Source organism: Vibrio penaeicida (genome assembly GCF_002933855.1).
In the GTDB taxonomy this organism is placed as follows: Bacteria; Pseudomonadota; Gammaproteobacteria; order Enterobacterales; family Vibrionaceae; genus Vibrio; species Vibrio penaeicida_A.
Genome location: NZ_BFAQ01000013.1, coordinates 236,678 through 251,951 on the forward strand (window position 1 = coordinate 236,678; position 15,274 = coordinate 251,951).

Annotated in this window: 11 protein-coding genes; 1 reads left to right on the top strand and 10 read right to left on the bottom strand. The window is 41.7% G+C overall.

What is annotated here, in order from left to right:
• Positions 1-19: 19 nt before the first annotated feature.
• Genes tssC through tagH form a run of 10 tightly spaced genes read right to left on the bottom strand, consistent with a single transcriptional unit; the run spans position 20 to position 12,751 of the window.
• Positions 20-1,513: a type VI secretion system contractile sheath large subunit gene (gene tssC / locus VPNCDNU1_RS07730; RefSeq protein ID WP_104399835.1), complete on the bottom strand. Its 1,494-nt coding sequence runs from the start codon at positions 1,511-1,513 to the stop codon at positions 20-22.
• A complete protein-coding gene (tssB, locus tag VPNCDNU1_RS07735; protein WP_104399836.1) occupies positions 1,514-2,044 on the bottom strand; it encodes a type VI secretion system contractile sheath small subunit in 531 nt (176 codons plus the stop codon).
• Positions 2,045-2,062: 18 nt separating this feature from the next.
• The gene (tssA, locus tag VPNCDNU1_RS07740; RefSeq protein ID WP_104399837.1) at positions 2,063-3,190 is read right to left on the bottom strand and encodes a type VI secretion system protein TssA; all 1,128 of its coding nucleotides are present in this window, start codon (positions 3,188-3,190) and stop codon (positions 2,063-2,065) included.
• 2 nt (positions 3,191-3,192) lie between these two features.
• On the bottom strand, positions 3,193-3,978 hold the full coding sequence (locus VPNCDNU1_RS07745) for a PP2C family protein-serine/threonine phosphatase (RefSeq protein WP_104399838.1): 786 nt from the start codon (positions 3,976-3,978) through the stop codon (positions 3,193-3,195).
• Between the two features lie 13 nt (positions 3,979-3,991).
• Positions 3,992-4,687, bottom strand: coding sequence for a type VI secretion system-associated protein TagF (tagF, locus tag VPNCDNU1_RS07750; RefSeq protein ID WP_104399839.1), 696 nt, complete (start codon positions 4,685-4,687; stop codon positions 3,992-3,994).
• Positions 4,669-8,193 (bottom strand): type VI secretion system membrane subunit TssM, encoded by a 3,525-nt coding sequence (gene tssM / locus VPNCDNU1_RS07755; protein WP_104399840.1) that lies wholly within the window; start codon positions 8,191-8,193, stop codon positions 4,669-4,671. The genes tagF and tssM overlap by 19 nt, the downstream gene beginning before the upstream one ends.
• Positions 8,190-9,518, bottom strand: coding sequence for a type VI secretion system protein TssL, long form (tssL, locus tag VPNCDNU1_RS07760; RefSeq protein ID WP_104399841.1), 1,329 nt, complete (start codon positions 9,516-9,518; stop codon positions 8,190-8,192). The genes tssM and tssL overlap by 4 nt, the downstream gene beginning before the upstream one ends.
• A gap of 15 nt (positions 9,519-9,533) precedes the next feature.
• Positions 9,534-10,859: a type VI secretion system baseplate subunit TssK gene (tssK, locus tag VPNCDNU1_RS07765; protein WP_104399842.1), complete on the bottom strand. Its 1,326-nt coding sequence runs from the start codon at positions 10,857-10,859 to the stop codon at positions 9,534-9,536.
• A gap of 31 nt (positions 10,860-10,890) precedes the next feature.
• Complete coding sequence (gene tssJ / locus VPNCDNU1_RS07770) at positions 10,891-11,352, bottom strand: type VI secretion system lipoprotein TssJ (RefSeq protein WP_104399843.1); 462 nt, start codon at positions 11,350-11,352, stop codon at positions 10,891-10,893.
• Positions 11,353-11,356: 4 nt separating this feature from the next.
• Positions 11,357-12,751: a type VI secretion system-associated FHA domain protein TagH gene (gene tagH, locus VPNCDNU1_RS07775; protein ID WP_104399844.1), complete on the bottom strand. Its 1,395-nt coding sequence runs from the start codon at positions 12,749-12,751 to the stop codon at positions 11,357-11,359.
• Positions 12,752-13,060: 309 nt separating this feature from the next.
• Between tagH and VPNCDNU1_RS07780 the strand changes: the two genes are divergently transcribed.
• Positions 13,061-15,274, top strand: a complete 2,214-nt coding sequence (locus VPNCDNU1_RS07780; RefSeq protein WP_104399845.1) for a serine/threonine-protein kinase — start codon at positions 13,061-13,063, stop codon at positions 15,272-15,274.

A 15,274-nucleotide genomic window follows, 5' to 3' on the forward strand; every position in this document is an offset into this window, starting at 1 on the left:
GGCCAGCCATTTTTCTTCATTAGCTTCCTGATTCAGGAATTTTTGCAACTAAACGCAATGATGCTGTCAGTTCTTCCATTTGTAGCCACGGCTTCAACCATGCAACAGCATTGTAAGAACCTGGGCTTCCTGGAATTTCTTTCACCTCGACTTTAGCGTCTGCTAACGGATATCTCGCGCGAATTTCCTGACCGCCACCTTCAGATGCATTCACATAAGATAGAATCCAGCGATTTAGCCATGTTTCAACATCTTCAGCTTCCATAAAGCTACCAATCTTGTCTCGCGCCATAACTTTCAAGTAATGTGCAAAACGAGATGTCGCCATCATATAAGGAAGACGAGCCGAAATTGCAGCGTTCGCTGTCGCATCTGGGTTATCGTATTTCGCAGGTTTTTGACAAGTTTGAGCACCAAAGAATACAGCGTAGTTCGTATTCTTATAGTGACAAAGAGGCAAGAAACCAAGTTTACCTAGCTCAGATTCACGACGGTCTGTAATCCCAATTTCTGTTGGGCACTTCATGTCCGGATCGCCATCATCACTCTGGAAGAAGTGTGTTGGTAAGTTTTCAACACGACCACCGCCTTCAGCACCGCGAATAGCAGTACAGAACCCATATTTCGCAAAAGCATCCGTTAGTTTCGCGCCCATTACATAGGATGAGTTCATCCAACAGTAATCATTGTGCTTTGCATTAATTGCAATGCCTGATACTGGGTCTACATCAAACTCTTCATAACCAAACTCTTCAACGGGTGCAGTTGCTTCACCGTATGGAAGACGAGCAAGTACTTTAGGCATAGTTAAAGAAACGAAACGGGAATCATCGCTTTCACGGAATGAACGCCACTGCGCATATTCTAGTGATTCAAATACTTTCTCGAGATCACGTGGCTTCGATAATTCAGTCCATTCATCAAAGCCAAACAATGCTGGCGAAGCAGCTGATAGGAAAGGTGCAAAACCTGCTGCGGCAACATTGGACATTAGACCTAATGTCTCAATATCTTCAGGGTGGTTGGTGAATTCGTAATCACCGATAAGGGCACCATAAGGTTCACCACCAGCACTGCCAAACTCAGATTCGTACACTTTCTTGAAGATCTGGCTTTGGTCAAACTCTACCGCTTTACTCAGATCTTTGTGCAGCTCTTTTTTGGTCAGACTCATCAATCGAATCTTAAGCGTTGCACTGGTTTCTGAGTTAGATGTAAGGTAATGCAACCCACGCCACGTACCTTCAAGCTTTTGAAGTTCAGGGTGATGCATTACTTCAGCAAGCTGTTTAGAAATCTGCGCATCTAAAGCTGAAATCGCCTCGCGAAACGTTACCGTTAAATTCTTGTTCCATGTAACCGTGCCTTTCATCGCTTCTTCAGTTAATGTTTTGATTAACTCTTCAGCTCGCGAAGCCTCGGTTTGCTTAGTCGCACCGATAGCTTGATCTAAGAAAGATACGCTCTGTTCACCAGTAGTAGGATCTAACTGCTGCTCAGTTTGAGTACTCATTTACTCACCTCCCTCTTTCTTATCACCAGAACCGTCTCCATTCAGGTTCAATTCACCCGCCAACTGGCTTAAGTTGTCGGTGTTATTCAGAACAGACTCAAGGACATCTTCAAGCTCCTCTGAACGGTCCACTTTTGTCATAAGATCTCGAAGCTTATTACGCGTTTCCATTAACTTACGTAGTGGGTCAACTTGGTTAACAATCGATGCCGGTTCAAAATCCTTCAGCGATTTAAACTGAAGATCAACGCTGAAGGTTGAATCATCATCAGCCAACTTATTGTCAACCTTGAAAGAAAGACTCGGACTCATTTTTTTCAAAACATCATCAAAGTTGTCTCGATCAATTTGAATGAAGCGACGATCTTTTAAAGGCTTCAGAGCTTCAGTGTTATGGCCTGCGAAATCACCCATAACGCCTAGAACAAAAGGCAACTCTTTTTTTAGTGAAGCGTTTTCAGTTTCTACGTCGTACGTAATATGGACACGAGGCTTCCTTACTCGTGACAGTTTCGAGTGGATACTCGTCATAGGACTCTCCCTTTTTTGTTATTCACCATTTTGGTCTACTATGCCAACCAAACGGAAGTAGCCATTTTTGGCTTCTCCATCAGAAATAAGCTCTGCCAGTAACTCCGGCAAAGGCATATCACACCACCTCACCACCTGTTCGATTGAGTACGAAACGGGAGAGTGCGGTTCAGTTTCTTTAAAAAATTCGGCTATCTTTTGCAATTGTTCAATTGCGTGTTCCCTTGAAGCTAAATTGGCTGCCAGCAATTGTCCTGCTTGAACTGGTGCGCTTGTTTCATTAGTTTCAGATTCTTCTAATTCTGCTGGTTCATCTTCCAACACGGGTTCAACTTCCGCCTTGAGCTTGTCGCCCGCCAAGTGATTAAGCGCAGATTGAATAGCTTCAAGCTTCTTTTGAATATGAGAGCTAGGCATAACTTCACCACAAGCCTCATCCATGGAGTGGCTGTATCGGTCAAATGCTGCGATTGCCTGTTCTAATTCGCTTCCCAGCTGTAAATAAAACTCTTTCGACGTTTGTGCTACAGCATCTTGAATTGATTTAAGATCAACTGCTCCTGAATCAATTTTTTGACGTCTTTTGTCTTCGTCTAATCGCTCTAAATCAATGGCCTGCTGGTATTCCCAGTAGGCATAGGACTGACCTGTATAAGCTTCTGTTAGTGGAATGGATGAAATTGGAAACAATAGAGTCCCTTCTTTCTCCATACCATTCAGACCAATAATTGGTGTGACGCGTGTTTCGATCCCATCTTCGTCGGGCATTGGGTGTAATGTTTCCCAAAATCCTTCAATCAGGCCGGCTGCCAGCGAGTAACCTTCTGCAAAGCCCTTGAATCCGTACGCTCGGGTCATCGCTTCGATTAACCATGCTACGAGTTCTAAATCTTTGGACTGATCGGTAAGTTGTTCAGGGACGGTCTCCAAAAAACCGCTCCACAAATTTACATAACTCGACAAAGGCTCTTCTGAAATGACTGCATTACGCTCTTCATTTCGCGCAACCATTCTTAAGTCTTTTAAGCGAAAATAGGCAGACTGAGGACTGATATCTGACCTTGGATCGGTACCCGATGGCAGTTCTGGTGATATAGGCAACAGTGCCTGTTCTATCCATTCAAAATCTGACGCTTCATAAACCATGGTTAGCGACCTCTTGCAAAAATAGGAACGGTTGCATCATTCGATTGTGCGACTTCTGCGGAATACTCAGCCGCCATCGCTTTGATAAGAGCACACGTCACGTTGTCTTGCGCGCCGCGAACTAACGCGGAATGCATTAAGGCTAAACCTGACTGGCTCACAGCATCAGCTTGCAATGTTCGTGATATCTCGGAATTGTTAAGCTCTTTGGTCAAACCATCACTACACAAAAGAAACTGATCTCCCGGCACCAACTGACCCGATACCTGATCTATAACAACGTCGGGTTCAACACCGATAGCTCTGGTTATCACGTTAGCCAGTGGATGGCTCTCTGCGTCCTCAAAGTTCAACAACCCTTGATCAACTAAATCCATAACTTGGCTATGATCGCGAGTTTTTTGCACTAGTTGATTGTCTCTCATCAAATAAATTCGACTGTCTCCTACCCACAAGCAATGATAGAAACCATCTTGTATGTACAACAAAACCAATGTTGTACCCATAGTTTTACCGTCGAGGTTTGATTTCGCGTATTCATAAATTGACTGGTTAGCCTGAAGTACTGCGCGTCTTAGATCATCAATGGCAAAGTCTTGATGCTCATTTGCATACTTTTCAATTGTATCGACCAACATTTGACTCGCGATGTCACCAGCTTCATGCCCTCCCATTCCATCTGCTACTACCCAAACTCTTTTAGCAGACAAATCAAGAAGCGAGTCTTCGTTATAGGGTCTCACTTTCCCTGGGTGGGTTTTTGAAAAGGTAAAGATATTCCAATTCATAATATTTTACTCCTTACCAATTCCATTGATCCCAATTGCCATCCAACATGGCTGAAAATTGCCCAACGGCTGGTAAACCATCGGTAAAAGTTGAAATAGCCGGAATGTTTTCTGATCCTTCCGTCCACCAGAAACAAGTTCTTGGAAGTTGTGTTTTCAATAAATGTTGAAGGAGATGGTCTCCTTCTAGCGGGATTTGTTCTTCGTATATGAGGTTTTGAAACTCCCCACTCATTGGGGTCGCCTTTAAGACAGGATCACGAGACAGAACAGCTTCCCACGCTTCATTCAACAGCTGTGCATTCCATTGCTCTATCTGGAAATTGTCCTCAAGAACAGCCAACGCCTGTTCTTCTGCTCTTTCACTCCAAGCCCTATCAAGCCAGTATGAAATTGCTGTTCCATCTACAGGTCGAGCTAGAGTAAAAAAGTAGTAACGACCTACCGAATCTACGCTGGGAATCATTGTGCCAATCATGGCTTTCTCTCCACAAACATTGGCCGGTAAAGCAAAGTTCCAAATAGGCGCGTTCATGTAGTGGTTAGTCCAACTTTCTTCTAACTGTTCGCGACTGACAGCTAGAATGGCTTGTTGCCAATCTTGCCAAGTTTTTAAAAAATCCAATGGTAGGGACTCTTGTATAAAGTCCCCCTTTGCTGGAATTTTTCCAAAATAGCCCCACTGCTCTGTTATAAGGTTTGAGGGCATGAGAAACGCTCCATATCGTTCGACCAAAATGGATTAATTGTGCTGGTTGGAATCAGCTCCAACTGAACTTTATTGCCTTTAAGATCAATCATTACGATATTATCTTTTCTTGTTTCAGGACGCGCTTTTAGAGATTGGTCCAGCATTTTATATAGCCCCCACTGTCCCTCGTAGGTATGAGATATTTCTCGTGACGAGTTTGGCGGTATAAAAATAATGCGCGTTTCGGAGCTACTTGAAGGCCACGACAAGCTTTGTGTCCTTTCAGGTCCATGGCTATAAACCAACTTTTGAGCACCCAGTTCGAGCTTAAACTTTGAGATGTGTTGATCGAGATATTTAGGTCTCAATCCAAAATCTATCTTGACTGAGTTATCTGATTCGAAAAACGTTTGACGAATTTTCTCTGCGCGCTGGAATACGATAAGCGTTTCTTGGCTAACGCCGATTTCCTTTTCAAAACGCCACTTACGTCCAGATGTATCAACGAACGGTTCCAAGTAATCTGTGAAGAAACTGTCTAACGTTCCACCATAGCCAAAGAAACGTTTGAAATCTTTCAGGTTCACCTCACGTTTAGCAGCTGGGCTAAACGGATACCGTCCCTTAATACTACGCTCGTAAGCTTTAACAACTTGTGATTTCCAAATCTGATTCAGGTGTACCTGTGAGCCCTTTTCCGCCAAGCGTGTGGATTCATAAGACAAACCTACTAACCAGCGATTGAACGGTGAAGGTAAGATGGCATTTGTACGTTTAAGAGAACGAGCGACGTCTTCAGTCACCGTGCCATCTAAAATACTCTTGTAGGCAAGTTTTTGATTATTACCAGAGCTAGAAAGATCAGCTAAGTACTCACGTAAGCCAACCAATGACTGATTGATTAACTCAAAGTCTTGCTGCTCAATCTTAACAATACCTTCAAATGCTCTTTCTACTTCTTTGCCCGGAAGAGAAATGGCAAGATTGGTATTCTCGGTAGGCATAAAACGCCCTATTGCATTCTTCTTATTATGAAGAGCAACATCAGCAGCTTTCGTCGCGACTTCCGCTGCAACTTTCTCATTTTGACTCAGTGAAACTTTTGTAAGTGATACTTCTTTCTGTACCGCTTTCAAGAAGGATTCAATGGGTCTTTCTGAACTGGAAAGGATGCGGCTTTGAATCAGGCTTAATTCTAAGCTTGGCGTCGCTTTAAGAGAAATATCATTAATTAGAGATTCCCATTCATAGATGAAATCTCGGTAGTACCTCTCTCGCACTCCTTTAACAGCCAGATCGTGATCAACAGTCTGGATATCAATATTGTCCCCGTAGACCCAGTTATCTTCCATCAAGTTCTTAACTGTTCGGCTTATTTGCATTTGGAAAATACTATGGAAGCCATTGAACGTGTAAAAACCAGGAACACCCGCAGACAGAGGCTTTCCGCTCTTTCTTTCAAATTGACTAAGACTCTGGGATCCCAAAACATCGGTAATTCTAAAAGATGGGACGTGGCTTTTTATGAACTGTAATTTCATACGCTGGTAAGCACGCTCGGCCAAAGGCAGTTGCGTAAGGACGTTTCGCGCATCTCTTACCGCATCGTGATTAACGTACAGGCCTAAATCGTCATTCTGAAGTAGGTTTTTAGTATGCAGCATTAAAGAAGCCCGCTTTTCTTCATTGAACTCTCCAGGGAAATTCTTTTCGAAGTAAAGCTCAAACCAACTTTCTACATGAACAAGATCAAATCTTTCTGTATTGAATAACATCAAATAGGTTTTTAGAGTCTCATACAGGTATTCACGATGCGCTTGATTTTCATTCATTTCTTCAATCAACGCAGATTCCAAAAGCTTAGAAAAATATCCCTTTAACGCTTGGTGATACGCCGCTTTTGCAGGTTGACCAATCTTGTCACCTTGATACAAGCCAAACTTCTTAATACCATCAACATCTTCGTAGTAGCCTGCGTACCCCATTGGTAACTGCATGACTTGGTCGAGCAACGCCAGTGACTCAATTAAGTTATCTTCGAAGTTAAAGTCAATGCGTTTCACTTGACTGTCGATTTCTGCAATTCTGCTGTCTGATTCATCAATAAGCTGCTGATTCCACTGGAAGCTTTGGAACCAAATCGCACCAAATGCCGCAACACTGGTTAAACTCAACGCCAATGCGCCGTGTTTCACCCAACGGTTTTGCTTTTGGTGATGACGGTTTACACTGCCAAGGTACTGCTCTTTAAAAATGATGTCTTCAAACAGAGAGCGAATGAAGTAACTCACCGATTCTTTAGAGCTTGTTTTGAGTGCAAGTTGAGACAGTCCGAGACCCGATGAAGTTTCGTTCATCACGCGGTCTATCGGCATTCCCTCTTGCACCGAACTAACGACAAATACGCCACGAATCATGGTTGATTCTTCAAAAGCGTTTTTGGCAAAAATGTCACCCAAAAACTCATCTGCATTGGCTTGAAGCATACGAAGTTGTTTAGGGAATTCAAAAATTAGCGCACGCTTATCTAGATCGGTTTCTTGCTCAAGGCGCTTGTTCATGCGCTTATCTAAACTCTCGAGCATGTGATGGAATTCTTTGTTGAAAAGAGAGATTACACCTTTTTCATCATCACAAGATTCAGGGAACATGAACCCAAGTAACTGATCTCTTTCCTCGTCTTCTAAATCGGCAAAGTATTCATTAAAACCTGCAATTAAATCCGCTTTAGTAAACACAATGTAGATAGGAAATTGCATCCCTAGTTGATTTTTTAGTTCCTGAATACGTGCTTTAATTGCTCTAGCATGCATTCCTCGCTCAGTACGAGTTTGGCTCATTAAGCTGACCAAACTAACGGCAACAATCGCTCCATTAATCGGGCGTTTAGTTCTGTATTTCTTAAGTAAACCTAAAAAACCTAACCATGCTTTAGAGTCTTTTTCTGAATGGCTGTCTTGAGTTGTATAACGACCCGCGGTATCAATAAGTACAGCTTTGTTAGTAAACCACCAATCACAATGTCTCGTTCCACCGATTCCAGAAAGTGGGTCTTGCCCTAAACTGTCTGATAGTGGAAACTCCAAACCAGAATTTGCCAACGCTGTCGTCTTACCTGTTCCTGGAGGACCAATTAAAACGTACCACGGAAGCTTATATATACTTTGTTTTCCGCGCTTTCCTGATTTATTTAATACTTGAATCGCTTGATCAATTCGACCTTTTAGCAGATCTATCTCCGCTGCCGACTCTTCATCTTCTTGTGCGTTTACTTCTAGTAGCGACTGTATACTTTCGTCTTCTTCTTTTTTCTCTTTCTTTTGCTGACGAATATTAACCACGCCCCAGATAAACATAAGACCAAGTAGGACTAGAAATCGTGATGTTTCGCTCTTTAAAGGTTCATGACCCGCTACAGCGATCAAGGGTCCAACTAGCCAGATCATTAAAGAAAGGGCGATCAAACCGATTAAGCCGACAAACCACTTTTGGCTGACAAATTTACCTACCGCTTTCAAACTCACTGTTCTTCTCCTGCTGCTCTTTGAACCACCATTAAGTCAATCTCGACCCTTCGGTTTTTCGCACGATTTGCCTCTGTATCGTTGTCAACAAGAGGCCTTGCATCCCCCATTCCTTCAGGAATCAATCGACCTACTAAGTTACTGCTCGATGCTAGGTGATTCGTAACTGAAGTCGCTCGTGCAAGAGATAAATGCCAATTTGATGGGAATTTACTTGTGAAAATAGGCTTATTGTCGGTATGCCCTACAATCATGATTCGCCCTTTGGTCCCTTCAAGTGAACGCCCTACTTTGGATAATACAGGGCGGATGTGCTGCACTAATTCGGCACTTCCAGAATCAAATAGCTCGTTGGCTGAAAATGAAATTCTCACTCGATCGGGCAACTGTTGAATCTCAACCATTCCACGCTCTGTTTCTGTCGCTAGATAGTCTTGAATACGCTTAGCTACAGGTGCAACATCTGCCAAAGGTGTTGATTCAGTTATCTCTACGGAGGGGATAAGGTTAAGTAGGTTTGCGAATGTTTGGTTCGACTCTTCGTTGATTTTATAATTGAATCCCATGTACGTTGCAGCTAATAGTGCGCCAGCTATAGATAACGTTACCCATACTGGTGTACTTTCAGTCGTCTCTTCACCTATGCGAACCTTATCTTGCCATCCATCACTAAGTACTTTTGGCGGACGCTCGCTCACAGCAGTAATAACATCATGCACTCTTTGTCTAAGACTGCGATGGGATTCGATACCATTCTTTTCAAGTCGGTATCGCCCAACGAATCCTAAGGACATGCAAATATATTGAAGCTGGAGAATATCTAAGCTTTCCGTTGGGGCGGACATAGCTTTGTCGAGGAAATCATAGAATTGTTCCCCGCCTTGCGTATTAGAATAGAAAGTAGAGAGCAGTGAATTGTCCACCCAGATGGATTGACCACCCCAGACCGTATTCAAGACGGTTTCATCAATAAGGCAGCACAAACAAAATCTTGCTGTATCAATATCTTGGTTACGAGCATTTTGTAAACGTAAGCGCGTTTCATAATCACGAACTTTTTGCACAAACGCATCGCGTAATTGTTGCACATCACCATATTGAGCCGTTGCACGAATTTGCCCAACTAAAGACAGAACAACATTGGCTTCAGCAAGTAGCAAATTTTTTCCAAAAGCAATGACGCTTGATGATTTTTCTTCACGAATTACTTTTGTTAGCAATACTGTGCTGTCGCCTTCTTGTGGAGTAGGCGGTGTTGGCGCTGCTGGTGCAGGTTTCGCACCACCTCTTCGCCCTGGAGTGGGCTTCATTACAGTGTCTTCCATCTCTCTACTTCAACTTTATTGGTTAATTGTCCATAACTCGATATCAATACCTGGATAGTTGCCAGATATATGAATAGCAAGACCACCGCTTTCTTTTAGGCGTTGCCAGTAAGGACCTTTCTTGGTCACTTCAAAATACTGATACCCTGCTTGATAAGGAATTTGCCTAGGCACGACGGTTAATGGTGAAATGGCTATACCATGAAGCTGGTTGTTGATGAGATCTCGAATATTCTCAACAGGACCCAACTTAATTTGCGATGGTAGTTTTGCTCGTAATTCTTCACTTGCAACATCCGCTTTTATCGCCAAAACAAACTGACACTTAGACAAGATGTTTTTATCTGGAATACTGGATACACGGATTCCATATTGCCTGATTTCAAGTGGTAATTTAGTTGCTGTTTGCTCAAGTACTACACTTAAGTACTGGCTGAGCATTTGGTGAACCACATGGAAGAGCTCCGCCATATCACCATGTTTGTACTTAGGTAATACTGGAGGGCGTTTTGATTTGGTGGAAAATGTAGCGAGTTCTCCAATCAAGCCATACAACGCGGTCGTCAATTGAAAAGGATGCAAATCTGCACACTGGCTGAAATGGCGTAATGTTGTTTCGTGGCGATTTAGCATTTGTAACATGACAAAATCAACCGCAGATGCCGATGCCGATTTACCTTGCCCTAATCTCTGGGCTAAAGCATCTGCTCGTATCTTTATCATCGCGACAATATTGTTTAGATATTTATGAATTGTCTCGTTTTTATTCGCATTCAAAGAAGGCGGAATAAAATCCTGATCGAGAACAATAGCTCCTTCCGTCGTTACTTCCTTGATCTTTGCAACCCGGATGGAATGATAACCAGGTAGCTTATCGTTAGTGACTTTTAACTGGATACGCAACGATGCAAGCTGCAAGATTTCTTCATCTTGCCCTGTGACGACATCGGTAACCGACTGATCCGCATAAATATAACGTGTGACCAACTCCTCGGCATCAGAAGCAATGTTTTGTCCGCGTACCTTATCCGCTGGGATTGCAAGTACAATAAAGACATCCTTCGCTTCTTGCTCTACGTTTAACGGATTAGGTGAATTATCCTTAACCGGAACGTTCACTAAAGTCATGTCTTGCATGATAGCCTGACAGTGCTCTAAATGAAGTTGACCTTCTTTCAATAAGGCATGATTAAATTTTATAGAAGAGACCCCCCAAGAGTAAGGGGAAAGCAATTGTTGAATTTCTTTCGCCTCAAAATTGATGGCTCGTTCTTGCTGTTGGAAGTGTTGAGGGCGCAAAAACATGCCCTCACACCACGCGATGGGAGAAAAATCACTCATTAAATTAGAAAACCTATTTGTACTTCAGAAATTACTCGACAGCGATTGAAAGTTCACCAATTATTAATTTGTGTTTGTCGTATCCCGTCTTATCAACAGGGATAATCTTACGCCAGTTTGCATTTTCAATATCACGGTATGCCGCAATGACACCTACGTATTCAACTTCAGCGTTCATGCTAACTTCGTATTGCTCAACGCTTCCTGGTGCAAAAGTAAATTCTTGCTTGTTAATTAAATCAGGACCAAGCACAACTTCAGGCTCTTCGTAAAGAGAAAAGAAATCTTGGCTTTCAAAAAGTGTATTTGAAGTCAACTCATACACATGAATAACAACTGGAGAAGGACGCCCATTCAGATCTGGGTTCGCTTTATTGCTTACTTCAAACTCTAACGTTGCATAAGCAGGAACAACGTAATTTGCTACCGAGCAACCTGTAAGCAAAAATGCAAAAAATAAACCTGTTATTGATAGTTTTGTTTTAATGTTCATGTCCTCACCCTTTTTTCAAAGCCATTTCGTATGATTTCGCAAAGTCTTCTAAATAAAATGGAATTGAATTTCCTTCCAGCTCATTTGTTAGATCTAAATACTGTTTCTCGTAATTCTTCCAAAAATTCGCTTGAGTCTTTCCTGGAATTATTTTTTCCAATACGCCATCACCGACATTCATAGATGAAATATAATCTGGATTTAGCAACCCCATAACGCCTTTAACTGCGCCATCTACCCCTTGCATTAACGCTTTCTCGTGTTTTTCTATGTCATCAAACGCTTCTTGAATTGCATTTTGCGGTCCAAGAAAACTCGAAGAGTTCCGATTATATAAATTATGAATTGCATCTTCTAAATTTGCGGAAAACTTAAGTGGGTTATTTTCATGACGCTGAAATGCAGTATGGTTTAATCGGTTAGTTTGCTTAAATTCAGCACGGTGATGAAGTGTGTCCATTAAACCACCTAATAGCAGTGAAAATGACTCACCCAACTGTTTAAACCACTCATCAGAATGTTGAGTTGGAACCATATTTCGAGAGATGCCAAGACCACTTAAAAACGCATCCAGTTCATTAGGATTATTTTGCGTGTTTACTTGAGGTGACGAGTCTGATGTTCTTTGAGTTTGATTTGGGCGAGGAGCTGTTCTGCCAGGCATTGGTCGCTCAATTTCTTCTCTTTGGGTTGGAGAGACAGGCAGTGGTTCTGAGGGAGCGTGTAATACCGCCTCTTCTTTTTCAGCGGCCTTGTTCAGTACAGGGGAGCCCTGAAGAGATGAGCGAGCTTGCGTTGTCTGCTGCACATTTTCAGCTACGGGTGTTTCTCCCACTAACTCACTGGTTACGTGTGTTTCAGACAAATTGAAGAAATCATCCGTAAGACCAATATCACTTTCGAAAACTGGCTCATTAGACAAGCCATTTACAAAGTCATCTTGAAATTTATTATTTGTAGTTTCGGGCTCGAATGGTTTTGATTGATCAAAACTGTTTATGTCTGATTGACCAAAAATATCATGGCTATCGGTGTCATTATGAAAATGAAGAGTATCTTGCGAGCTGGATTTAAGTTCCACTAATATTTCATATTCACCAAACGTAATGATGTCATTGTCATTAAGTTTTATTTCATTACCACTACCAACTGGGGTTACTGACCTATTAATAAATAAGCCATTTGTTGATAAATCTCTTATTAAATAGTCCTCACCAAATTTAATTAATTCAGCGTGAACACTAGAAACCACTCTTTCTGGGTCGGGTAATGTCCAATCACAACTTTCTGCTCGCCCGAGCTTAATTGAATCTTTGACATTATTATCACTAAATTCAAATTCGCTCTGTATTTCAGATGTGAATTTATGAAAGCTGTTTATAGACAGCACTATTCCCATAATAACCTCAAACCAACATTCTATAAATTTTAGTTTTATAAAAAAGAATAAACAGTTACTCTCATTATCAATGATAGATATAACAATAACATGCCAATTAAATTAGCCTGAACTATGATTAAAATAACTATTAATTTGAAATATATTTTGCAACGAAAAATGATTTATACAGCGCAGTTCAAATTTTGAAAAATATTTTCTTCACCAAATTTCTTTTGACTGTTATCTAAGCCGAAACTTTCGTTCGTAGTAATTGTTTCGAAATTCTGGGTGCCTAACCTTACTGACATTCAACTTGGAGTTCGCTAGATGTCAAAAGATAAACTTCCCCCTAAAGAGCCGACAAAACCACAAGATGGTGATCGCACTCAAATTGTTAAGATGGATCGTAAACCTAATGCTCCTTCGCCAAAAGCGAAAGAACCTTCTAAAACGCCAAGCAAACCGGATCCGAAAAGCAAGGTAGAACCAACACCCAAGCCTTCTGAAACAAAGACTACTCCTGCCGTCGCTAAGTCAACCGATAAAGACGTAACAGCGAGTCCAGTGTCTTCAAAATCACCGACCAAGCCTCCACAAACTAAGGCAACAAATACTCAAAATGTTTCAAATGCTGAAAGCCTAGTAGGTACTCTTGTTAAGGGGCGTTATAAACTAGAAGCCTTAATTGGTCATGGCGGATTGTGTGATGTGTACCGTGCCAAGGATAAGGTGTTGGAATCTTCAGGCTCCGAATCTCCTTATGTAGCTTTGAAGATTTTACAAAAAGAGTACACAAGCCAACCGGAAACAGCTCGAATGCTGATTCGCGAAGCGCAAAATACGCAGAAGCTAAGCCATCCCAATATCATCCGAGTGTTTGATTTTGGTGTCGATCAACAAATTTACTATCTCGTGATGGAGTACCTTGATGGGGAAACATTAGAGCAGCTTATTCAGCGCTCCCGCCCATCAGGTTTACAATATGGAAAGGCGCTTGCGTTATTAGATCAAATTTTAGATGCACTTCATTACGCGCATCATCAAGACATCGTGCATGCCGACTTGAAACCAGCAAACATCATGCTTAACTCTGATGGTCAGATAAAAATATTTGATTTTGGTGTATCCAAAACTTTTAAACTAAAGCAAGACCAATACGCTGCAGCTCGTAAAGAGACTAACGATAATGTCGGCGGATACACGCCTAACTATGCCTCAATCAATCTCATTGATGGTAAAGATCCCAAGCATACCGATGATCTTTTCGCTTTTGCCTGTATTGCCTACGAACTTCTAAGTTGTAAACATCCTTATGGACGTAAACCGGCAAATGTTGCTTTGAAAGAAAATTTAAAAGCAAAAAAACCAGACAACATGCCAGCCACCAAGTGGAAAGCGATCAACGATTACCTTGATCTAGAGAGCGCGCCAAAGCTCGACTCCGCTGAGAAAGTTAAGAGCTATTTACATAAAAATCACACTCCGGCAATTGCAGCAGGAGTGGCAATTATTGGACTAGTTGGATTGTTGGGCTACGGTTACGGTCAAATGACAACTGAAATCGATCTTCATAAAGCTCGTATTAATCAGTTAGAAATGAGTATCCAAAACCAAGAGAACCTTCTTGAGACATCGCATAGCGAAGTAATACAACTAATAGACAGTAAACCAAGCCATCATGACGTAATCTCGCAAGGGCTTTTACGACATCATAAAGACGCTATTATCTCTGAATTTGAAACTCAGATTGACGAAATATTAAACGACAGAGAAAGCTCGTACCCGAACTACTACTCTATTGAAAAGGTTTTGGTAGAAGCTAAAAAGTACTACCCAGATTCTCACGAATTGGAAACTATTGTCGCTGACATTCGTTCGAGCAAGCTATCTACTTTATCTGTATTAGCACAACGTATTAATACTCACCTTGAAAAAGGTCGTTATAGTAAAGCTGACAAAAAGGATAATGTTTTCACATTGTACCTTGATCTGCAAACCATCAATTCAGATTACCAGTTCAAACCATCTTCATTGGCTAATGACGTTTACGGTACAAAGTTTGAGACCGCTCTTAGAGACAAAGATACCGTCACCCTTTCTGAACTAATCGCGGTTGGTAACACTCTTTTTGAAAGTGTTGAAACCCATAAAGCATTGCTTCAAAAAGGCAACGAAATGTCTACTGCTATCGAAGCTTTAAGTGCCTATCAACTGAGTTTGGATTCTGGCAATGCATTACCATATCCATATGAAGCGGCTCGCGTTTTATACGTAGAAGAATTGAGTACATTGCGCTCGACACTCGATACTTCAAATACAATTAAAGAACTGGATAGCCTAGTCGGAAACATCGATAATTTCGCAACGAAAGTGCCTAGTGACTTTAGAGATGTTGCTAAGTTAAGATCCGATACAGCGAATCGCTACTTGGAATTGTCTGACTTGTTACTGAATAAAAGAAAGGCATCGCAAGCAAGAGCCGCAATGAAAAAAGCCAATGAATTGTTGCAGAAAGTTGAGCAGTCTAAGCAAGGTGGCTAA